General features: G+C 61.5%; 19 protein-coding genes. 8 read left to right on the forward strand and 11 right to left on the reverse strand.

The genetic code is table 11. The features are described 5' to 3' along the window. Positions 1-228 precede the first annotated feature (228 nt). Positions 229-444: a DUF6434 domain-containing protein gene (locus tag E3O56_RS06455; protein WP_078821237.1), complete on the reverse strand. Its 216-nt coding sequence runs from the start codon at positions 442-444 to the stop codon at positions 229-231. A 152-nt stretch (positions 445-596) separates the two neighbouring features. Here E3O56_RS06455 and E3O56_RS06460 point away from each other — a divergent pair, with 152 nt between their 5' ends. Further along, positions 597-1022 carry a nuclear transport factor 2 family protein gene (locus E3O56_RS06460; protein WP_032880870.1) on the forward strand — a complete coding sequence of 142 codons (426 nt, stop codon included), beginning with the start codon at positions 597-599 and terminating at the stop codon, positions 1020-1022. Between the two features lie 7 nt (positions 1023-1029). On the opposite strand, the gene E3O56_RS06465 is transcribed toward E3O56_RS06460, so the two are convergent. Then, a complete protein-coding gene (locus E3O56_RS06465; RefSeq protein ID WP_248127996.1) occupies positions 1030-2355 on the reverse strand; it encodes a PLP-dependent aminotransferase family protein in 1326 nt (441 codons plus the stop codon). 87 nt (positions 2356-2442) lie between these two features. Between E3O56_RS06465 and E3O56_RS06470 the strand changes: the two genes are divergently transcribed. From E3O56_RS06470 to yghX, 3 genes are read left to right on the forward strand one after another with little or no spacing between them, the layout of a single operon-like run. Further along, positions 2443-3333 carry a DMT family transporter gene (locus E3O56_RS06470; protein ID WP_032880867.1) on the forward strand — a complete coding sequence of 297 codons (891 nt, stop codon included), beginning with the start codon at positions 2443-2445 and terminating at the stop codon, positions 3331-3333. A gap of 51 nt (positions 3334-3384) precedes the next feature. Next, entirely contained in the window at positions 3385-3879 is a 495-nt protein-coding gene (locus E3O56_RS06475; RefSeq protein ID WP_103735007.1) for a thioesterase, read from the forward strand. Between the two features lie 44 nt (positions 3880-3923). Next, positions 3924-4811: a YghX family hydrolase gene (gene yghX / locus E3O56_RS06480; protein WP_248127997.1), complete on the forward strand. Its 888-nt coding sequence runs from the start codon at positions 3924-3926 to the stop codon at positions 4809-4811. A gap of 17 nt (positions 4812-4828) precedes the next feature. Here the strand turns inward: yghX and E3O56_RS06485 are convergent, their stop codons facing one another. Continuing rightward, complete coding sequence (locus tag E3O56_RS06485; protein ID WP_032880863.1) at positions 4829-5701, reverse strand: LysR family transcriptional regulator; 873 nt, start codon at positions 5699-5701, stop codon at positions 4829-4831. Positions 5702-5832: 131 nt separating this feature from the next. On the opposite strand from E3O56_RS06485, the gene ampC reads away from it, so the two are divergent. Further along, on the forward strand, positions 5833-6972 hold the full coding sequence (gene ampC, locus E3O56_RS06490) for a class C beta-lactamase (RefSeq protein WP_032880862.1): 1140 nt from the start codon (positions 5833-5835) through the stop codon (positions 6970-6972). A gap of 45 nt (positions 6973-7017) precedes the next feature. Here the strand turns inward: ampC and dctM are convergent, their stop codons facing one another. The 8 genes from dctM to E3O56_RS06530 form a co-directional block, all read right to left on the reverse strand. Beyond that, on the reverse strand, positions 7018-8298 hold the full coding sequence (dctM, locus tag E3O56_RS06495) for a C4-dicarboxylate TRAP transporter large permease protein DctM (protein ID WP_032880861.1): 1281 nt from the start codon (positions 8296-8298) through the stop codon (positions 7018-7020). Then, positions 8298-8930 carry a TRAP transporter small permease gene (locus E3O56_RS06500; RefSeq protein WP_032880859.1) on the reverse strand — a complete coding sequence of 211 codons (633 nt, stop codon included), beginning with the start codon at positions 8928-8930 and terminating at the stop codon, positions 8298-8300. Before E3O56_RS06500 ends, dctM begins: the two co-directional genes overlap by 1 nt. Positions 8931-9091: 161 nt before the next feature. Continuing rightward, complete coding sequence (locus tag E3O56_RS06505; protein ID WP_005787905.1) at positions 9092-10075, reverse strand: TRAP transporter substrate-binding protein; 984 nt, start codon at positions 10073-10075, stop codon at positions 9092-9094. 146 nt (positions 10076-10221) lie between these two features. Then, positions 10222-11037 carry a CoA ester lyase gene (locus E3O56_RS06510; RefSeq protein ID WP_148853935.1) on the reverse strand — a complete coding sequence of 272 codons (816 nt, stop codon included), beginning with the start codon at positions 11035-11037 and terminating at the stop codon, positions 10222-10224. Between the two features lie 14 nt (positions 11038-11051). After that, on the reverse strand, positions 11052-12245 hold the full coding sequence (locus E3O56_RS06515) for a CaiB/BaiF CoA-transferase family protein (RefSeq protein WP_103735003.1): 1194 nt from the start codon (positions 12243-12245) through the stop codon (positions 11052-11054). 10 nt (positions 12246-12255) lie between these two features. Continuing rightward, complete coding sequence (locus E3O56_RS06520; RefSeq protein WP_248127998.1) at positions 12256-13605, reverse strand: MmgE/PrpD family protein; 1350 nt, start codon at positions 13603-13605, stop codon at positions 12256-12258. Positions 13606-13615: 10 nt separating this feature from the next. Continuing rightward, positions 13616-14779: an acyl-CoA dehydrogenase family protein gene (locus E3O56_RS06525; protein ID WP_248127999.1), complete on the reverse strand. Its 1164-nt coding sequence runs from the start codon at positions 14777-14779 to the stop codon at positions 13616-13618. 28 nt (positions 14780-14807) lie between these two features. Further along, the gene (locus E3O56_RS06530) at positions 14808-15626 is read right to left on the reverse strand and encodes a MaoC family dehydratase N-terminal domain-containing protein (protein WP_032880852.1); all 819 of its coding nucleotides are present in this window, start codon (positions 15624-15626) and stop codon (positions 14808-14810) included. A gap of 131 nt (positions 15627-15757) precedes the next feature. On the opposite strand from E3O56_RS06530, the gene E3O56_RS06535 reads away from it, so the two are divergent. From E3O56_RS06535 to E3O56_RS06545, 3 genes are all read left to right on the forward strand, one after another. Continuing rightward, positions 15758-16639, forward strand: a complete 882-nt coding sequence (locus tag E3O56_RS06535) for a LysR family transcriptional regulator (protein ID WP_032880850.1) — start codon at positions 15758-15760, stop codon at positions 16637-16639. A 137-nt stretch (positions 16640-16776) separates the two neighbouring features. Beyond that, positions 16777-18600, forward strand: coding sequence for a serine hydrolase domain-containing protein (locus E3O56_RS06540; protein ID WP_216091275.1), 1824 nt, complete (start codon positions 16777-16779; stop codon positions 18598-18600). Between the two features lie 16 nt (positions 18601-18616). Continuing rightward, complete coding sequence (locus E3O56_RS06545; RefSeq protein WP_148853930.1) at positions 18617-19408, forward strand: MipA/OmpV family protein; 792 nt, start codon at positions 18617-18619, stop codon at positions 19406-19408. Positions 19409-19461: the final 53 nt, after the last annotated feature.

The raw sequence follows: 19461 nt of genomic DNA on the forward strand, positions 1-19461 counted from the left end.
CTATGGCCCATAATGTGTCAACCATGTCCCCGCACATGTGTCCACCATGTGTCCGGTCTATACACGCTTTTCAAAAGTGACCCGCTGTAAAAGCGGAACCAATAGTGGTCGTTACCGCAGCAATGGATATGTACTCGGCCTGATCCAACATCCTGGTCGGCCCTGAGGCCGCCATCGGGAGCAAGCCCCCTCCCACATTTTGCTGTATTTGCAATCAAGCACCGTGGCTTAGGGCAGCGTCACCTCGCGACGCTGCCACTCGTCCACCACATCACCCATAGTCTTGGGGGCGCCATTGAGAATCCACGCCATAAAGGGGCGGTTGAACTTGAACGTCGGCCCGCACTGTTCACGCATGAAACGGCGCACGTTCTGAGTGTTTTTATAGCCCGGGGTCACCGGTGTCCCACGGGTGAGAGGGTCGCTGTGCCAGTCAAAAGCCATTTTTACCTCGGCTATGGGGTGCTGGTTACCACTCTAACCTCGAATCATCTCAGCCCATTTCAAAATTTCACTTTCCTTCCCTGCCGAAATTATTGCATGGTTGTACGACGACATACCTCGTCGTATCCACCCAACAAAAACAAGGAACACCCATGCCCAACCTCAAAGTGCTGATCGGCTTCCTGTGCCTGTTCTCCGGCTACGTCGCCGCTGCCCCCGCTGAAAAGGAAGTGGCCCAGGCAGTCGACCAACTGACCCAAGCCATGTTGCATCTGGACGTCAAGCAACTTCACGCGCTGACATCCGACACGCTCACCTACGGCCACTCCAGCGGCAAAGTGCAGAACAAGGCGCAATTTATCGCCGACCTGCAAACCCACACCAGCGCCTTCAAGACTCTGGAAATGCAGAACCAGACCATCACCCTTAATGGCGATACCGCCCTGGTGCGCAACCACTTCCATGCCCTGGCGGTGAACAGTGGTGTGGACACGCCAACCGATATCGACAACTTCCAGGTCTGGCAGAAGCAACACGGCAAGTGGCTACTGATCGGGCGCCAGGCTTACAAATACTGAGCACAGCTCACCACGCCACCACTTTGCGTATCGTCTCCAGGGCCCCACGCAACTGCGCCATCGGCACCGACCCCAGGGCCACGCGCAGTGCGTGGGGCACCTGGGCCGAGACTGCGAACGGTTCGGCGGTGGACACGCAAATGCCTTCGCGCTGCAAGGTCATGACGACTTGATCGGCGCGAGCCTCTTCTGCCAAAGGCAGCCACAAAAAATACGATGACGGATGGCTGACATACCGCACGCCCGTCAGCACTTGGGCTGCCAGTGCCTGGCGGGCTTGGGCATCCGCGCGTTTTTGCGCCTCCAGTTGCGCCACCGTACCGTCTTCGAGCCAGGCCACTGCAATGGCACTCATCACGCCTGGCACGCTCCAGGTGGTGGCCATGATCGTACGTTCCAACCTGCTCACCCAAGCTGAAGGCGCCGCGATAAACCCTATGCGCAAACCGGCGGCGACATTCTTGGACAGCCCACCCACATACACCGTGCGCTCCGGGGCCAGTGCCGCCAACGGCGCAGGTGCATCTTCGGCGAGAAACGCATAGGCGCCATCCTCGACGATCATCAGGTTGTGCTGCCGGGCAATCGCCACCAAACGCTCGCGCTGCTCCAGGCTCAGTACCCAGCCCAGCGGGTTATGCAGGGTTGGCATGCTGTATACCGCACGTACCGGGCGCTGGCGACACAGGCTATGCAGATGGTCCAGGTCCGGGCCGGCCGTGGTCACCGGGATGGCGACGATTTCCAGGTGCAGGGTTTCGGCCAGCGCCTTGAAGCCCGGATAAGTCAGCGCATCCACCGCGATCACATCCCCAGGCTTGAGCAACGTCATCAGGGTCACCGCCAAGCCGTGCTGGGCGCCGCTGACCACCAGTACCTGCTCGGCGGCCACCGTGAGTCCTCGATTCAACAAGTGCCGGGCCATGGCGGCGCGCTCATGCACGCGCCCTGCATGGGGCTGGTAACGCAGCAGTGCCTCCAGATCGCCCGACAACGCCAACTGGCGCAACGCCGTGCGCAACAGCTCGGCCTGCCCAGGCAAGGACGGGTAGTTGAAATTCAGGTCGAGCAGGCCCGGCGCCACCGTCATCTGCCCGCTGCCCTGCCCCGGCGGCAAGGTGATTTCACGCACGAAGGTACCGCGACCGGTCTCGCCACTGACCAGGCCCATGGCTTCCAACTCGCTGTACACCCGGCTCGCGGTGACCAGCGCCAAGCCGTGTTCAGCGGCCAACTGGCGATGAGTAGGCAAGCGCGTGCCGGCAGGCATTCGTCCACTGCGGATGGCCTCGGCGAAGGTATCGACCAGCGATTTGTAGCGCGCACGGGGCATCGGGATGTATCCATGACAATTTTTTGATTGTCCTAATCTTCAGCCCTAGGATGAGCCGCACGCAACCCCACTTTCGGACATACCGCCATGGAACGCATCGCCCGCTTCGGCACCCTGGATGTCAGCACTCAGGGTTGGATCAACGGTTTTATCGGCGTGGTGATTTTCAGCGGATCGCTGCCGGCCACGCGCCTGGCGGTCATGGAGTTCGACCCGGTGTTCCTGACCATGATCCGCGCCACCCTCGCCGCCCTGCTGGGGGGCTGCCTGTTGTGGCTATTCAAGGAAAAACGCCCCACCCGTCAGCAATGGGCTCCCTTGGTGATCGTCGCTCTGGGCGTGGTGATCGGCTTCCCACTGCTCACAGCCCTGGCCCTGCAATACGTGACCTCGGCCCATTCAATCGTCTTCATCGGCCTGCTGCCCCTGGCCACGGCGGTATTTGGCGTGCTGCGTGGCGGCGAGCGACCCAAGCCAGTGTTCTGGTTGTTTTCCATCCTGGGCAGCCTGTTGGTGATGGGTTACGCCTTTGCCCAAGGCTTGAGCGCCGCCCCTGCAGGCGACTTGTTGATGCTGTTGGCGGTGCTGGTCTGCGGCCTGGGTTATGCCGAAGGCGCCAAGCTGTCGCGCAGCCTGGGTGGCTGGCAGGTGATTTGTTGGGCGCTGGTGGTGTCGCTGCCGCTGGTGGCACCGTTGAGCCTGCTGCTGGCGCCTTCGACCCTCAGCGGCATTAGCCTGCCGGCGTGGCTGAGCCTGGGGTACGTGGCGCTGTTCAGCATGTTGATCGGCTTTGTGTTCTGGTACCGCGGCCTGGCCCAGGGCGGCATTGCCGCAGTCGGCCAGTTGCAGCTGCTGCAACCTTTCTTCGGCCTGGCGCTGGCCGCGGGCCTGCTGCATGAGCAGGTCAGCCTGGGCATGGTGCTGGTGACGTTCGCGGTGATCGGCTGCGTGGCCGGGGCGAAGAAGTTTGCCCGCTGACGCGTGGCCTGCTAAACAGGGAAGTCGCCTGAACAATAACAAGGACTTTGCATGACCACCGCTTCTCTCCAAGACATCACCGCGCCAGAAGGCATCTGCTACGGCTGCGGCAGCAGCAACCCCCATGGCCTGCATATCAAGAGCCGCTGGGCCGAAGATGGCGTACACGTGGTCGCCGAGCATCAACCCGAAGCCAAATATAGCGGCTGGCCAGACCTGGTCTACGGCGGCCTGATCGCCATGCTGGTGGATTGCCATTCCAACTGGACCGCCATGGCCTACCACTACCGCGCCGAACAGCGCGAACCCGGCAGCCTGCCGCGCATCGACTGCGTCACCGGCAACCTGGGGATCAAATTCATCAAGCCCACACCGATGGGCGTGCCACTGACCCTGCGCGCACGGGTCGAAGGCGACATCGGGCGCAAAAGCCGCGTGGTCTGCGAGGTGTACGCCGGTGACGTGCTCACGGCCATCGGCGATTCAGTTTTCGTACGCGTCGACACCGGGCAATTGGCCGCGGCCGCCCATGGTCGCGAGGCGTGATCCTGGTCTACAGTGACTGCAACCGCTGATCGAGGACTGCACCCATGCCCCGTCTTACCGCCAAGGACTTTGCTCCCGAACTGCTGGAACTCTACGACGGCTACGCCCACGGCAAGATCAACCGCCGCGAGTTTCTCGACCGTGCCGCGCTGTTCACCTTGGGCGGCCTCACCGCCTCGGCGCTGCTGGCAGCCCTGAGCCCCAACTACGCCCTGGCCGAACAGGTCAAATTCACCGATCCGGATATCGTCGCCGACTACATCACCTACCCTTCGCCCAAGGGCAACGGCACGGTGCGCGGCTACCTGGTGCGCCCGTCCAAGGCTGCGGCAAAACTGCCCGCCGTGGTGGTGGTGCATGAAAACCGTGGCCTGAACCCCTATATCGAAGACGTGGCCCGGCGCCTGGCCAAAGCCGGCTTCATTGCCCTGGCACCCGATGGCCTGACGTCCGTGGGCGGCTACCCCGGCAACGATGAAAAAGGCGTGGCGCTGCAACAGACTGTCGACCCGACCAAACTGATGAACGACTTCTTCGCCGCCATCGAATGGCTGATGCACCACGACAGCAGTACCGGCAAAGTCGGCATCACCGGCTTCTGTTACGGCGGCGGCGTGACCAACGCGGCGGCGGTGGCCTACCCGGAACTGGGCGCTGCGGTGTCGTTCTACGGGCGCCAACCCGAGGCCAAAGACGTGCCGCGCATCAAGGCACCGATCATGTTGCATTTCGGGGAAATGGATACGCGGATCAATGAGGGTTGGCCGGCGTATGAGCAGGCGTTGAAAGCTGCGGGCACGACGTATGAGGCTTACATCTACCAAGGCGCCAACCACGGTTTTCACAATGACTCAACGCCGCGGTATGACGAGGCAGCAGCCAACCTGGCCTGGGAGCGCACCCTGGGCTGGTTCCGCAAATACCTCGCCTAGCCGCCCCTCCCACATTCTTATTCAATACACGTCTGCAACCACCCCTTGAACGCCGACATCGCGGGTGTCTCGTTGCGTGACTGCAAACGGGTCAACCAATAACTGCCGGTCGTGATCCCCACATCGAACGGCTGGCGGATCACATCGCTTTCCAACTGGCGTGAAAACATCAACGCTGGCGCCAGGGCCACACCGCTGCCTTGCAGGGCGGCCTCCATCATCGCCAGCGACGAGTCGAACACGATACTGCGCGGCACCAGGGTGTCTGCCGGCAACCCGGCAGCCTGCAACCAAAGGCTCCACTCATCGGCACGGTAAGAGCGCAGCAAGGTGTGCTTCAACACGTCGGCCGGGCTGTGCAATTGCTCGGCAATCTGCGGCACGCACAACACCGTCAGCGGGGCTTCCAGCAAAGGGCAGGCCTCGGTGCCATGCCAGGCGCCTGCGCCAAACCGAATGGCGTAATCCAAGCCCTCGGCAGCGACATCAACGCGGTTGTTGTGGGTGGACAGGCGCAAATCAATAAACGGATAGCGGCTGTGGAAATCCGCCAAACGAGGCAATAGCCAGCCCACGGCGAAGGTGCCGACCGCGCCCACTGTCAGCACCTCGCGGTAGTGACCGCCCTCGAACTGGCCCAGGGTGTGGGCAATACGGTCGAAGGCTTCACGCAACACCGGCAACAGGGTTTCGCCTTCGCGAGTGAGCATCAGGCCGCGTGGCAGGCGCTTGAACAGCGTGACATTGAGCTGCGCTTCGAGGCTTTTGACTTGATGGCTGACTGCGGCTTGGGTCACGCATAGCTCGATGGCCGCGCGGGTAAAGCTCAAATGGCGCGCCGAGGCTTCAAAAGCGCGCAGGGCATTGAGGGGCAGATGGGAACGCAACAAGGCTTACCCCAATTTTTCTAATGGCTGGTGCGAGATATCATCGTTTGCTCCGGGTATAAAATCCACCTAGATTTGCCACGCCTGCGCAGGCTCTGATCATCATTGCCACTTTTACATGGAAGCGAATCACCATGAAATATCAGCCAAAGTACCTGGTTTCAGCTTTGCTGCTCGTATCCGGCGGCTGTATGGCCGCCACCGATATACGCCAGGTCGTGGACAGCAACGTCAAACCCTTGATGCAACAGCAAGGCATCCCCGGCCTTGCAGTCGCGGTGGTGAACCAGGGCAAGGTGCAATACTTTAATTACGGCGTAGCCGCCAAGGACACCCAGGCCGCGGTCACTCAAAACACGCTGTTCGAAATCGGCTCGGTAAGTAAAACCTTCACCGCTACCCTTGGTGGTTATGCCCAGGCCATCGGCAAGCTCAAGCTGTCGGACACAGCCAGCCAGTACTTGCCGTCCCTGGCCGGCAGCGCGTTCGATCGCATCAGCCTGCTGCAACTGGCGACCTATACCCCTGGCGGCTTGCCGCTGCAATTTCCGGATGCAGCCGACAGTGCATCGACCATGCTGGGCTACTTCCAGCATTGGAAGCCCACTTACGCTGCGGGTGAACAACGCTTGTACTCCAACCCCAGCATCGGCCTGTTCGGCTACCTGACCGCGCAAAGCCTGGGCCAGCCGTTCAACGTTGCCATGGAGAAGACGCTGCTGCCCAAGCTAGGGTTGACCAACACCTATGTCAGCGTGCGCACGGACAAAGCCAGCCAATATGCCCAAGGCTATGACAAGCAGCAAAAACCTGTGCGCGTCAGCCCCGGCGCGCTGGACAGTGAAGCCTACGGGCTCAAGACCACCAGCCAGGACCTCGCCCGCTATGTCATTGCGAACATGCACCCGCAAACCCTGGAACAGCCCGTGCAACAGGCCATCGCCGCCACCCACGCTGGCTACTACACCGTGAACGGCATGACCCAGGGCCTGGGCTGGGAGCGCTACCCCTACCCCATCACCCTGCAAGCGTTGATCGACGGTAACTCCACACCGATGGCAATGGAGCCGCACAAGGTCACCTGGCTCAACCCGGCCCAGGCGCAGCCGGCCAACGTGTTGTACAACAAGACCGGCTCTACCGGTGGCTTTGGTGCGTATGTGGCGTATGTGCCGAGCAAGGATATGGGCGTGGTGATTCTGGCCAACAAGAACTACCCGAATGCCGAGCGGGTAAAAGTGGCCCATGCGATCTTGAGTGCGATGGATCAGTAAGGCCGAAACAATCAACAAATGTGGGAGGGGGCAATCCCTCCCACCTTACATCCCCAGCCAATGCGGCAGCGCAAGGGAAATGAATGGCAAGTAAGTCACCATGATCAGGAACACCAGCAAAATCATCAGCCACGGCATCGCCGCGCGAATGGTCTGCCCCAATGTCAGCCCGGTCACCGCCGAGGTCACGAACAGGTTCAACCCCACCGGCGGGTGCACCAGGCCGATTTCCATATTCACCACCATCACGATCCCCAGATGAATCGGGTCAATCCCAAGCTTCATCGCGATCGGGAAGAAGATCGGCGCCAGGATCAACACAATCGCCGAAGGCTCCATAAAGCTGCCGGCAATCAGCAGCACCACGTTGACCATGATCAGAAAACCAATCGGCGTCAGCCCTTCGGAGATCACCCACGCAGTGATTTCCTGGGGGATCTGCTCCGTGGTCAGCACATGGGCAAACAGCATGGCGTTGGCGATGATGAACATCAGCATGATCGACAAGCGCCCCGACTCCAGCAGCACCTTGGGGCAGTCGCGCAGCGTCATGTCCTTGTAGATGAACAGCGCGACAAACGCCGAGTACACCGCCGCCACCGCTGCGGCTTCAGTCGGGGTGAACATGCCGCTGTAGATACCGCCGAGGATGATCACCAACAGCAACAGGCCCCAGAACGCCCGGCGTGCGCAACTGAGCCACTCGCGGAACGTCGCCCGTGGTTGCGCGGGTAGCTTCTTGATACGCGCGACGATGTAGATCGCGATCATCAACATCAGGCCCAGCAACAGTCCCGGGATCACCCCAGCCATGAACAGCTTGCCCACTGAGGTTTCGGTCGCCGCCGAATACACCACCATCACAATCGAAGGCGGAATCAGGATACCCAAGGTCCCGGCGTTGCAGATGATCCCCGCACCAAACTCCTTCGGATAACCGGAACGCACCATGCCTGCCACGGCAATCGAGCCCACCGCTGCCACCGTGGCCGGTGACGAGCCGGACAGCGCCGCAAACAACATGCAGGCCAGCACCGCCGCAATCGCCAGACCGCCACGGATATGACCGACACAGGCATTGGCAAAGTCGATCAGCCGCTGAGCCACGCCACCAGTGGTCATAAAGGCACCGGACAGCAGGAAGAACGGGATCGCCAGGAAGGTGTAGGCATCGCTGGTTTCAAACAGCTTGATCGCCAGGGAGCTCACCGAGTCCTGGCTGAACATCAGGATCGACACCGCGCCGGACAGCCCCAGGGAAATCGCAATCGGCACGCCAAGGAACATGAACACGAACAACAGCAGAAACAGACAGAGCACGGCCATCAGTGACGCTCCTCATGGCTGCCGGCCAACTTGCTGGCCTCACCGGCCTCATCGGCCAATCCCAACCCGACCTGGCGGTGGGTAAAAATGCGGTAGAAAATTTCCAGGTAGCGAATCAATACCAAGGCAAAACCGATAGGCACGATCACCACGATGTCACCGACGTCGATACCGAACTGGTCAAGGTCCTCGGCACCGATATGTGCGGTCATTACCGCACTCACCCACTTGTAGCTGGCGACCATGAACAGGCCGGCGTAGGCCAGGCAGCACAGGCAGGCGAGCATCCCGAGCAAGCGTTGTACCGGGCGTTTGGTCAACCTGACCAGCGCGTCCACGCCCAGGTGGCCGGCGGTGCGTACTCCGTAGGAAATGCCGAAGAAAATCAACCAGCCGAACATGGCCTTGGTCAGCGCCACGCTCCAGGTCATGTCCTGGGCCCAAGTCATGGTGGCGTCGCCTACCGCGTTGAAGAAGTCGCTGCTCAAGGCCCACTTGTCGGCCAGGGAAAAGAACAGGGTGTAGATGTTATTGAGCATGACGTAGACGAATGTCACCAGGGTCATGGCGGCCAGCAGGAAGGCAATAAAGCCTTCCTCCAGGTGCTCCCAGACGCGCCTTAGCGTTTGCATGGCAAAACCTCGCGAGGCAAATGAAATACCAGGGTGGAACTTGCCCAAATGTAGGAGGGGGCTTGCTCCCGATAGCAGTGTGTCAGCTTGCAGATCTGTCTCTGATCCACCGCTATCGGGAGCAAGCCGCCTCCCACATTGGATCTCAGTACACCCTGGGATTATTGGTTGGAAGCGTCCGCTGCCTTGATCAGCTCAGCCCCGATCTGGCCTTCGAACTTCTGCCACACCGGGCGCATGGCTTCGCGCCAGAGCGTGCGTTGCTCGGGGGTCAGTTCGATGATCTCGCTGGTCTTGGCATCGATGATCTTCTGCCTGGCCGACTGGTTCAGCGCTTCGGCCTGCTTGTTCACCTCGACAGTGACTTCGGCCATGATCTGCTCCAGCGTGCTGCGCACATCCGGCGCCAGGCCGTTCCAGAACTTGGCGTTGGTGATCACCATGTAGTCGATCAGGCCATGGTTGGACTCGGTGAAATACTTCTGCACCTCGTTGACCTTCTGGCTTTCATAGTTCGACCAGGTGTTCTCAGTGCCATTCACGGTGCCGGTCTGCAAGCCCTGGTAAACCTCGGCAAAGCTCATCTTGCGCGGGTTGGCGCGGATCGCCTTGAACTGCTCTTCAAGCACGCTGGAGGCTTGCACGCGAAACTTCAGGCCACGGGCGTCCTTGGGTTCGTGCAGGGCCTTGTTGGCGGAGAGTTGCTTGAGGCCGTTGTGCCAATAGGCCAGGCCGAGAATGTTCTTGTCCTGCATCGCTGTCAGCAGTTGCTTGCCCTGGGCGGCCTGGAAACGGTCGACGGCAGCCAGGTCGTTGAACAGGAACGGCAGGTCGTAGATCTGCACCTGTTTGGTGTACTGCTCGAACTTGGCCAGGGACGGCGCCAGCATCTGCACGTCACCCAACAGCAACGCTTCCATTTCCTTGCCATCGCCGAACAGCGACGAGTTGGGGTACACCTCGACCTTGACCTTGCCGGGCAGGCGTTCTTCGGCGAGCTTCTTGAACAGCAGCGCGCCCTGGCCTTTGGGCGTGTTCTCGGCCACCACGTGGGCGAACTTGATCACAATCGGGTCAGCCGCCTGGGCCAGGCCCGCGGCGAACAAGGTGGCGGCGCACAGCAGCGCCCGAGAGAGCTTGAGCATGGGAAATCACCTTCTTATTGTTGTGTTGTAAGGCAAAGTGCCTGATGTGCTGCATATTGAGAATTTCGAATTTTAGATACCTGCGTTCGGCCTGGCCGAACACCAACCTCAAGGAGCATGTCGATCCTGTGGGAAGGCTTATCCAGTCAGGGTTGGGCAGCCAGCAGTCTTTGTGCCCGCAGCAACACCGGCGCATCCACCATCTGCCCATCAATCTGATAGGCCCCTGCCCCATGGGCACTCGCCTCCACTACCCGCTTGGCCCAGGCCAGTTCTTCGGCGCTGGGCGCCAACGCCTGGTGAATCACCGGCACCTGCTTGGGATGAATACACAACGCCCCGGCAAAGCCCATTTCATAGGCGTGCCGGATCGAACTGCGCAGGCCCTCAGGGTCGTCGATGGCCGGATGTACGCCGTCCAGCGGTGCCACCAGATCGGCGGCGCGCGAATGCACGATCAGTGACAGGCGCGCCTGGTCGAGGGCAAACTCAGCAGCGCGGGAATGGCTGCTCAGGTTCAGATCCAGCGCCAGGTCCAAGCCACCGAACGACAGCCGCTCTACCAGCGGAGCATGGGCAATCTCGGCCACCGCCAACAAGCCGCGAGCGCTTTCGATGATCGGCCAGATGGGTTTGCCGGTGGCAGCCACTACGGCGACCTGGGCTGCGCTCTCGACCTTGGGGAGCAGCACACCCGCGACATTTGCATGAGCCTTGCAGAACGCCACATCCTCAAAATGCTCGACGTGACCAGGCGCATTGATGCGCACCCACACCTGAGCCTCGGGGTGGGCCTGCAGGAACATCCCCAGATTGTCCCGGGCCTGGCGCTTGAGCGGCTCTTCCACGGCGTCTTCAAAATCCACAATCACTGCGTCGGCGCCGCTGGCCAAGGCTTTGGCGAACCGCTCCGGGCGGCTGCCCGGCACAAACAACGCTGAACGAACTAAAGGCTTTGGCATCGCACACTTCCTGATCAGATAACGCCGCGCGCACGCAGGCTGTCGATGGCCTCACCGGAATAACCCAGCTGGTCGAGAATGCCCTGGCTGTGTTGCCCCAGTGCCGGCACACCATCCATGCGCGGGGTAAACGCGGCGTTACGCGCTGGTGGCAGCAGCGAGGGCAACGGCCCGGCCGGGCTGTCGACTTCACGCCAACTGTCGCGGGCCTTGAGTTGAGGGTGGGCCCATACGCCTTGCATATCGTTGACCCGCGCGCTGGCGATCTGCGCATCCTCCAGACGCTGAATCACCGCCTCGGCGTCCAACCGGGCAAAACTGTCCACGATAATCTGGCGCAGCGCCTCGCGGTTGGCCGAACGCTTGAAGTTGGCGCTGAAACGTTCGTCCGTCGCCAGCGCCGGGGTGAGCAGTACCTTGTCGCAGAACGCCGCCCACTCGCGCTCATTCTGCAACCCGAGCATCACCGTGCCGCCATCACCAGTGGGAAACGGCCCATAGGGGTAAATCGTTGAATGTGCTGCGCCCGCACGCGGGGGCGGCGGCGCGCCGTCGAAGGCGTAATACATCGGGTAGCCCATCCACTCCACCAGGCTTTCCAACATGCTCACATCGATACGGCTGCCCTTGCCGGTCGTGCCCCGCAGCAGCAACGCCGAAAGAATGCCGCTGTAGGCGTACATGCCCGCGGAGATATCCGCGATGGAGCAACCGGCCTTGGCCATCTGCTCATCACTCGGGCCGCCAGTCACCGACAGGAAGCCGCCTTCGCTCTGGATCAACAAGTCGTAGGCTTTCTTTTTCTCGTAGGGCCCGCCTTCGCCATAACCGGAAATATCGCAGACGATCAGCCTTGGAAAACGTTGATGCAGTACCTCGAACGACAAGCCCATGCGCGCCGCCGCGCCGGGTGCAAGGTTTTGCACCAGCACATCGGCATCGGCCAGCAGCGCTTCAAGGATTGCGCCCGCCTCGTCCTGCTTGAGGTCCAGGGTCAGGCTTTCCTTTGAACGGTTGGTCCAGACGAAATGCGATGCCAGGCCGCGCACGCGTTCGTCATAACCTCGGGCAAAGTCACCGGCACCGGGGCGCTCGACCTTGATCACGCGGGCGCCGAGATCGGCCAATTGGCGGGTACAGAATGGCGCGGCAATCGCGTGTTCCAGGCTGACAACCGTGATGCCGTCCAGCGGTCGTTGATTACTCATGACAAATCCCTCAAAGCCAATGGGCCATGGACACGGTGTTACGCAGGTTCCATACCTGCTCGATCAGGCCACTGGCCTGGGCGGGGGTACGGGCGCCGCTGAAGTGAGTCAGGCGCTGGAACTTATCCGCCAGTTCGGCGCGGCTCAAGGTGTTGCCCGGGTCGCCCTTGGGCTCGTCGATGGCACCGTGCAGCGTGCGCCCGTCAGTGGTGGTGACGATGACACGGCCCAGCCAGCGTTGCGGATAGGCACTATCGACCTCGGGGTCGAGGGTCATGCTGACCTTGTCGCGAAAGGCCGCGACCGCAGGGTCGGTCAACGCCAGTTCATGGAACTCGGGCAACCCTGCTTTGCCATGCACCGCGATCAGGCCAAGCACGGTGCCCATGGAGAATTTGGCCTGGTGCACGGTGGCCGGCACCGTCACCCGGCCGAGCACATCAATGGCGCCTTGATGCACGCGGGTTTCCACTCGGGAGATTTGCGCCGCGCTCAAGCCTTCACGCTGCATCACGTCCAGTAGCGCATCCGCAGCGGGATGGGTGTGGCGGCAGGAGGCGTGGAACTTGAACGAGGTTTCCACCAGCGCCCAGCGGCTACCCAAATCAGCGGACAACTTGCTCGGCTCTGAATCACTCGACATGCCCGCCGCCAAGCCTTGATCGCCTTCAAGGATATTGCGCGCACCGGTCAATCCATCGGCTGTCAGGTAAGCTGCCAGCAAGCCATCCGCTGCGGCTTTGGCCGTGTGCAGTTGCTTGGAGTCGGCGGCATCGCGCAAGAACTCCCACAGCCCTGCCGCTTGAGTGCCGGCACTGCCGAGCAGGTTGATGAACTGTTCCTGGTTGAAGTCGAGCAATTTGCCCACGGCGACCGCCGCCGCCAGGGTGCCGACGGTGGCCGTGGTGTGGAAGATGCGGTAGTGCGAGCGGCCCAGGAACTCGCCGATGCGAATCCCGGCCTCATAACCGGCCACCGCAGCCAGCAACAGATCGCGACCCGATTTGCCCAGGTCCTGGGCGGCCGCCAGCGCGGCGGGAAACACCACCGTGGCCGGGTGCAGCACCGAACTGTTGTGCAGGTCATCCTGCTCCACCAGGTGCGACGATGCCGCATTGACCAGTGCCGCAAAATACGCGCTGCTGCTGGCGCCGCTGACGATCACCTGGGCCGGGCCGCTGCTCGGCCCCATCTTCTGCGCATAGCGCTCGAACAGGGGAATCGGGTGTGCGCCCTGGCTGGCCAGCGCCGAGGCGAGCCAATCCAGATACAGCTCCTCGATGCGATCCAGTACGTGCTCGGGCAACTGCGAGTAGGTCACATCAGCGAGGAATTGGCACAGGGCTTGGGTATGACGCATGCTCAGGCCCTCAGAAACTGCGTGGCAGTTCGAGCAGGTGCTCGGCCACGTAGGACAGGATCAAGTTGGTGGAAATCGGCGCCACCTGGTACAAGCGCGTCTCGCGGAATTTGCGTTCCACGTCGTATTCGCAGGCAAAACCAAAGCCACCGTGGGTTTGCAGGCAAGCGTTGGCTGCTTCCCACGACGCCTTGGCCGCCAGGTACTTGGCCATGTTGGCGCTGGCCCCGGCGTTCTTGCCGCTGTCGTATTCCTCGCAGGCACGCCAGCGCATCAAGTCGGCCGCTTCGATCTCGATATGCGCTTCGGCAATCGGGAATTGCACGCCCTGGTTCTGCCCGATTGGCCGGCCGAACACCACGCGGTCGCGAGCATAGGCGCTGGCCTTTTCGACAAACCAGCGGCCGTCGCCGATGCACTCGGCGGCGATCAGGGTGCGCTCGGCATTGAGGCCATCGAGGATGTATTTGAAGCCCTTGCCCTCTTCGCCAATCAGGCTGTCGACCGGCAGTTCCAGGTTGTCGAAGAACAGTTCGTTGGTCTCATGGTTGACCATATTGGCGATGGGCTGCACGGTCAGGCCGTTACCGATGGCCTCGCGCAGGTCGACCAGGAAGATCGACATGCCTTCGGACTTTTTCTTCACCTCGGCCAAGGGCGTAGTGCGCGCCAGCAGGATCATCAGGTCGGAATGCTGCACTCGCGAGATCCAGACTTTCTGCCCGTTGATCACGTACTTGTCGCCGCGTTTGATCGCGGTGGTCTTGATCTTGGTGGTGTCAGTGCCCGTGGTGGGCTCTGTGACGCCCATTGATTGCAGACGCAGTTCACCGCTGGCGAGCTTGGGCAGGTAGAAGCGCTTTTGCGCCTCGCTGCCGTGACGCAACAGGGTGAACATGTTGTACATCTGGCCATGCACGGTGCCGGAGTTACCGCCGCAACGGTTGACCTCTTCGAGGATCACCGACGCTTCGGCCAGGCCCAGGCCGGAACCGCCGTACTCTTCGGGGATCATTGCCGACAGCCAGCCGGCAGCGGTCAGGGCCTTGACGAAGGCTTCGGGGAAGCCTTTGTCTTCGTCGATCCTGCGCCAGTAGGCGGCATCGAACTCGGCGCACAAGGCGCGCACGCCTTCGCGGATGGCATTGAGTTCTTCGTTGTCATTGGGGTTCATGCGCGGCTCTCCGCCTGTTGTTCTTGGGTTATTCGAAATGCACCTGGGCGGTCTGCGCCAGACCTTCAGCGTTGCCGGCCCAAAGTTCTGCGACGCCGGTTGCGCTGATGCGCCCGCCTACTTCAAACGGCTGCGGTGCAATCAACGGGCGCACGCCGCGATAGATGAAACGGCGCAGCGTGGCTTCAGGGTGCGCCCGGCAGAACGCGCGCAGGCTCAAGGTAGCGATCAGTGGGCCATGCACCACCAAGCCGCTGTAGCCTTCAGTGGCGGTGACATAGGGATAGTCGTAATGGATGCGGTGGCCGTTGAAGGTCACGGCGCTGTAGCGGAACAACAGGGTTGGTGTCGGTTCCACCGCTTCTGTCCATTCGCCCCGGACCAGGGCATCGCCGCTGCCGGGTTTGGGCGGCGTGGGCTCGCGATAGACGATGTCCTGTTCCTCGCGGATCGCCAGGCGCCCGGCCTGGGAATAGTCGTGGCGCACCGTGACAAACAACAGCGAACCGGTGCGACCGGTCTTTTCTTCGACCTGAGTGATGGTCGACACGCGGGTCGCCGCCTCGCCGGCTCGCAGCGGGTGCACAAACTCGATACGCCCACCGGCCCACATGCGATTACGGTTATCGGCCGGTGGCAAGAACCCGCCGCGAGCCGGGTGGCCATCGCTGCCCAGGGCCGACTCCGGCAGCGGGTCCTGGAAAAAGCACCATTGCCACAATGCGGGTACGGCTGCACCGTCGGCAGGCACCCCTTCACCGAACGTGGCGGCGATGCGCTTGAGCAGGTTATGGCTCAGGTGATCGTGGGCAGTCTCGCTTCGGCCGATCCAATCAGTGGCGCTCATCGGGTGCAGATCCTCAGGCAGTGGGTGTCTGCTGCCGATCATGCAAGGGCCTGCCCGTTCTGAGAATTTGCATTTCAATAAACCAGCGTTCGGTTATGCTGAACGCTGCCACCCTGTACCGGGAGTCTTGCATGCACTTTGATCTCGCCGACCTGCGCCTGTTTATCCATATCGCCGAATCCCCCAGCCTGACCCAGGGCGCCAAGCGTGCGTTTCTGTCGCCGGCCGCCGCGAGTGCGCGGATCAAGGCCCTGGAAGGCCAGCTCGACACCCGCCTGTTGTACCGCGACAGCCGTGGCGTGGAGATCACCCCGGCGGGCGAGCGCCTGTTGCACCATGCGCGATTGATCATGCGTCAGGTGGACTACCTGAAAAGCGAGTTCACCCAATACGGCGTGGACTCAGCCGGGCATATCCGCATCTTCGCCAACACCACGGCGGTCACCGAGTTCTTGCCGGAAGTGCTGGCGGGCTTTTTGTCCCAGCGCCCAGGCGTGACCGTCGACCTGCAGGAGCGCCTGTCTCGGGACATCGTGCGCGGCGTACTCGATGGCACCAGCGACATGGGCATTATTGCCGGTCCCGTGGAAGCTGCTGGCTTGCAGGTGCTGCATTTCAGTACGGATGAATTGGTGCTGATGGTGCCCGTCGGGCATCCCTTGGCCGATCAGCCTTCGGTCACCCTCGAACAAACCCTCGCCTACCAGCATATCGGCCTGCATGAAGGCAGCACGCTGCTGAGTTTCCTGCGCGAACATGTCGAGCGCCTGGGCAAGCAGTTGTCGCTGCGCATCCAGGTGTCGAGCTTCGAGGCGATCTGCCGGATGGTCGAGGCCGGCGTGGGCATCGGGATCATTCCCGAGTCCGCCGCCCAGCGCCACAGCCGCACCATGCAGTTGGTGACGGTGAAGCTGGACGAGCCTTGGGCGATTCGCGAGCGCAGCATTCTGGTGCGCGAGTTGGAGGCATTGCCGGGGACCATTCGGGCACTGATCGCCACATTGATGCCCTGATCCTGTAGGCGCGAGCAAGTTCGCTCCTACAGTTGGCCGTTAACAGTCTTTGACAGTTTCCCGACAAAGCACTCAAAGATTCTCAGCCCCCGCCGCCCTAGCATTTCAGCATCCAAATCATCATTCGGGTGCTCTTGATGTTTCGCAGACTGCGCGGTATTCCGCTATTGGGTTGCCTGCTGAGCAGTATCGGTTGCCACTCGCAACCGCCTGCTCCGCCGCCGATTCAAAAAGGCGATTACGGCGCGATCATCCGTTACCTGCAAACACGCATACCCCGGGAGATGGTCCGGGAAAATGTGGCAGGCTTGTCGATTGCCCTGGTCAATGGCCAGGAGTTGATCTGGGCCCGTGGCTTTGGCCTGGCCGACAAGGCCCAGGGCGTGCCGGTTACGCCCAACACGGCGTTTCGCGCCGGGGGGATTTCCAAACTGATCACCGCCACAGCGGCGCTGCAGTTGGTGGAGCAACAGCGCCTGGCACTGGATGCACCGATCCAGCAAACCCTGCGTGAATTTTACGTACGCTCGCGCTTTCATGACGACCAGGCCGAAGCAGATCGCGCCATCACGTTACGGCGTTTGCTCAGCCATCAATCCGGCCTGCCCAGTGAGCACCTGCGTGACCTGCACAGCACCTATGCCATGGGGCAGATGCCGATGCGCGTGTCGGGCGTATGGCTGAGCAGCCCGCCCGGTTTTCAGGTGGCTTATTCCAACCTCGGCTATTCGCTGGTGGGTGCCGCCATCGAGCGCAGCAGCGGCAAAAGCTTCGAAGCCCAGCTACAAAGCAGCCTCTTGACCCCCTTGCACATGAACCAGTCCAGTTTCCTCGGCACCGGCGCGCAATTGAGCTTTCGCGCCCTGGGTTATGAGGACGGCAACGCCAGCACCGACGCCCAGGTACGCGACCTTGCCGCCGGTGGCCTGTGGGCCAGCCCCAAGGATCTGAGTCACTACGTGCAGATGTTGTTTGCCAAAGGCACCTACAAGGGCAACCGCGTGCTGGGCAGCGCTTCAATAGATCAAATGTTCACCCAGCAAAACACCGGCAACGCCTTGGATTTTGACTGCCAGATGGGCCTGGGCTGGTTTCTAGCGCCATGCGGTGACGAGCCGATTGCCCCCGGTGTACGTACTTACCAGCACAGCGGCGGCGGCGATGATTTCGCCGCCCAGGTGACTCTGCTGCCGGACCAGCAACTGGCCGTGATCATCATGGCCAACGACAGCAATGCCGAAGAGATGGTGGTGTCGCTGTCCATCGACAGCCTGCGCCTGATGCTTGAGGCACAAACCGGCGAGCGCCCCTGCGCCGACGACTGCCAGGCTCCCAGCCACGGTCTGAAACTGCGCCACGTGCCAGCGGCCGTCGACCGCAAGCGCCTGGCCGGGTTCTACGCGACCCCCTGGGGCGTATTCCGTATCAAGGATGACCGTGAGCGCCTGGCTGGCGAACTGGCCGGCTACACCTTCGACTTGTTGCGCGATGACCAGGGCTGGCTGCGTGCGCAGAAAAAGGTCCTGGGTTTTTGGCTCAAGGACCTGGGCGACCTGGGTCGCATCCAGCTTGATGTAGTGACGGTACAAGGCCGGCAGATGCTCACGGCCCGCAGCCACGGCCAACGCATTGCTATCGGTGAGCGCATCGAGCCGCCGACCCTGTCTACGGCTTGGGCCGACACCATCGGCACCTATCAGGTACTCAACAGCCATGAACCCGACGCACCGTTGAGCGGCATCAGTGTGCGCCTGGAAGATGGCTTCCTGGTGATACGCGGCCAATTGCACGACGAGCCTCTGACTGACTACATCCTGCTGCCGGTCGACAACGCCCACGCGGTACTCGCCGGCACCGGCTACGGCCTGGGCGACACCGTCAGCCGCCAGGTCAACGGGCTGAGCGCTTCGGGTTATTCCTTCAAACGCACCCAGTCCCCCCACACACCCTTGAATTTCTAACCTGGAGAAACACCTGATGCACGCAAAAAACCTGTGCCTGTCAGTGACCTCACTGTGCCTGCTTGCCGCCGCCGACACGGCGCTTGCCGAAGACTGGCAATACAGCCTCAAGGCCGGCATAGCCAACGCCCCCCGCTACAGTGGCAGCGACGAACGCATGACGGCGCCTGTGCTGGGCGGCAAAATCATCAGCCCTTGGGGCGTCTTCCTCGACACTGATACGGGCCTGGGCTGGGGTTATGAAGGCAATGCCTTGAGCTTCAGCGCATACGTTGGCGCAAGCGATTCGCGCAAGGATAAAAACGAAAGCATGCATGCCGGCTCCAAACGCCTCAAAGGCATGGGCGAGATCAAGTCACGCCCGCAATTGGGGGTGAGTGCCGCCTACAACCTCGGCGCTGTGATCATTGGCGCCACCCTGGAACATGCGCTTGAAGAAGATAAACACAAGGACACCGGCAAGGCTTTTACCCATCTGGAGTTGAGCCTGGGGACCAATCTCTATGAAGGCCGTTACGGTTCCGTCGATACCGCCATCAACAGCCACTTTGGTGACCGCGACTACCTGCAGACCTGGTACGGCGTGACCACCGGCCAAGCCGCGCGCAGCCGCTTCAAGGCATACAAGGCCAGCGGCGGCAATATCAGCAATGGCATGAACCTTACGTGGAGCTTGCCAATCAGCGAGCACACACAGTTCTCGACGCTGCTGGATGTGCAGTACCTGGCGGATAAAGCGGGCAAGAGCCCGATTGTGGAGCGCCGCTTGCAGACGTCGGTGATGGGGATGGTGGAATACACCTTCTGATTCAAATTGGTAACCCAATCAAAATGTGGGAGGGGGCTTGCTCCCGATAGCGG

The sequence above is a fragment of the Pseudomonas sp. W2Aug9 genome (assembly GCF_023127755.1).
Classification (GTDB): domain Bacteria; phylum Pseudomonadota; class Gammaproteobacteria; order Pseudomonadales; family Pseudomonadaceae; genus Aquipseudomonas; species Aquipseudomonas synxantha_A.

Bases quoted from the DNA above. Each gene is read 5' to 3' on its own strand.
- E3O56_RS06505 (WP_005787905.1), bottom strand. From the start codon at position 10,075: ATGCTCAAGCTCTCTCGGGCGCTGCTGTGCGCCGCCACCTTGTTCGCC.
- E3O56_RS06530 (WP_032880852.1), bottom strand. From the start codon at position 15,626: ATGAGCGCCACTGATTGGATCGGCCGAAGCGAGACTGCCCACGATCAC.
- E3O56_RS06510 (WP_148853935.1), bottom strand. From the start codon at position 11,037: ATGCCAAAGCCTTTAGTTCGTTCAGCGTTGTTTGTGCCGGGCAGCCGC.
- E3O56_RS06535 (WP_032880850.1), top strand. From the start codon at position 15,758: ATGCACTTTGATCTCGCCGACCTGCGCCTGTTTATCCATATCGCCGAA.
- ampC (WP_032880862.1), top strand. From the start codon at position 5,833: ATGAAATATCAGCCAAAGTACCTGGTTTCAGCTTTGCTGCTCGTATCC.
- E3O56_RS06465 (WP_248127996.1), bottom strand. From the start codon at position 2,355: ATGCCCCGTGCGCGCTACAAATCGCTGGTCGATACCTTCGCCGAGGCC.
- E3O56_RS06460 (WP_032880870.1), top strand. From the start codon at position 597: ATGCCCAACCTCAAAGTGCTGATCGGCTTCCTGTGCCTGTTCTCCGGC.
- E3O56_RS06455 (WP_078821237.1), bottom strand. From the start codon at position 444: ATGGCTTTTGACTGGCACAGCGACCCTCTCACCCGTGGGACACCGGTG.
- E3O56_RS06520 (WP_248127998.1), bottom strand. From the start codon at position 13,605: ATGCGTCATACCCAAGCCCTGTGCCAATTCCTCGCTGATGTGACCTAC.
- E3O56_RS06540 (WP_216091275.1), top strand. From the start codon at position 16,777: ATGTTTCGCAGACTGCGCGGTATTCCGCTATTGGGTTGCCTGCTGAGC.
- E3O56_RS06475 (WP_103735007.1), top strand. From the start codon at position 3,385: ATGACCACCGCTTCTCTCCAAGACATCACCGCGCCAGAAGGCATCTGC.
- yghX (WP_248127997.1), top strand. From the start codon at position 3,924: ATGCCCCGTCTTACCGCCAAGGACTTTGCTCCCGAACTGCTGGAACTC.
- E3O56_RS06515 (WP_103735003.1), bottom strand. From the start codon at position 12,245: ATGAGTAATCAACGACCGCTGGACGGCATCACGGTTGTCAGCCTGGAA.
- E3O56_RS06470 (WP_032880867.1), top strand. From the start codon at position 2,443: ATGGAACGCATCGCCCGCTTCGGCACCCTGGATGTCAGCACTCAGGGT.
- E3O56_RS06525 (WP_248127999.1), bottom strand. From the start codon at position 14,779: ATGAACCCCAATGACAACGAAGAACTCAATGCCATCCGCGAAGGCGTG.
- dctM (WP_032880861.1), bottom strand. From the start codon at position 8,298: ATGGCCGTGCTCTGTCTGTTTCTGCTGTTGTTCGTGTTCATGTTCCTT.
- E3O56_RS06545 (WP_148853930.1), top strand. From the start codon at position 18,617: ATGCACGCAAAAAACCTGTGCCTGTCAGTGACCTCACTGTGCCTGCTT.
- E3O56_RS06500 (WP_032880859.1), bottom strand. From the start codon at position 8,930: ATGCAAACGCTAAGGCGCGTCTGGGAGCACCTGGAGGAAGGCTTTATT.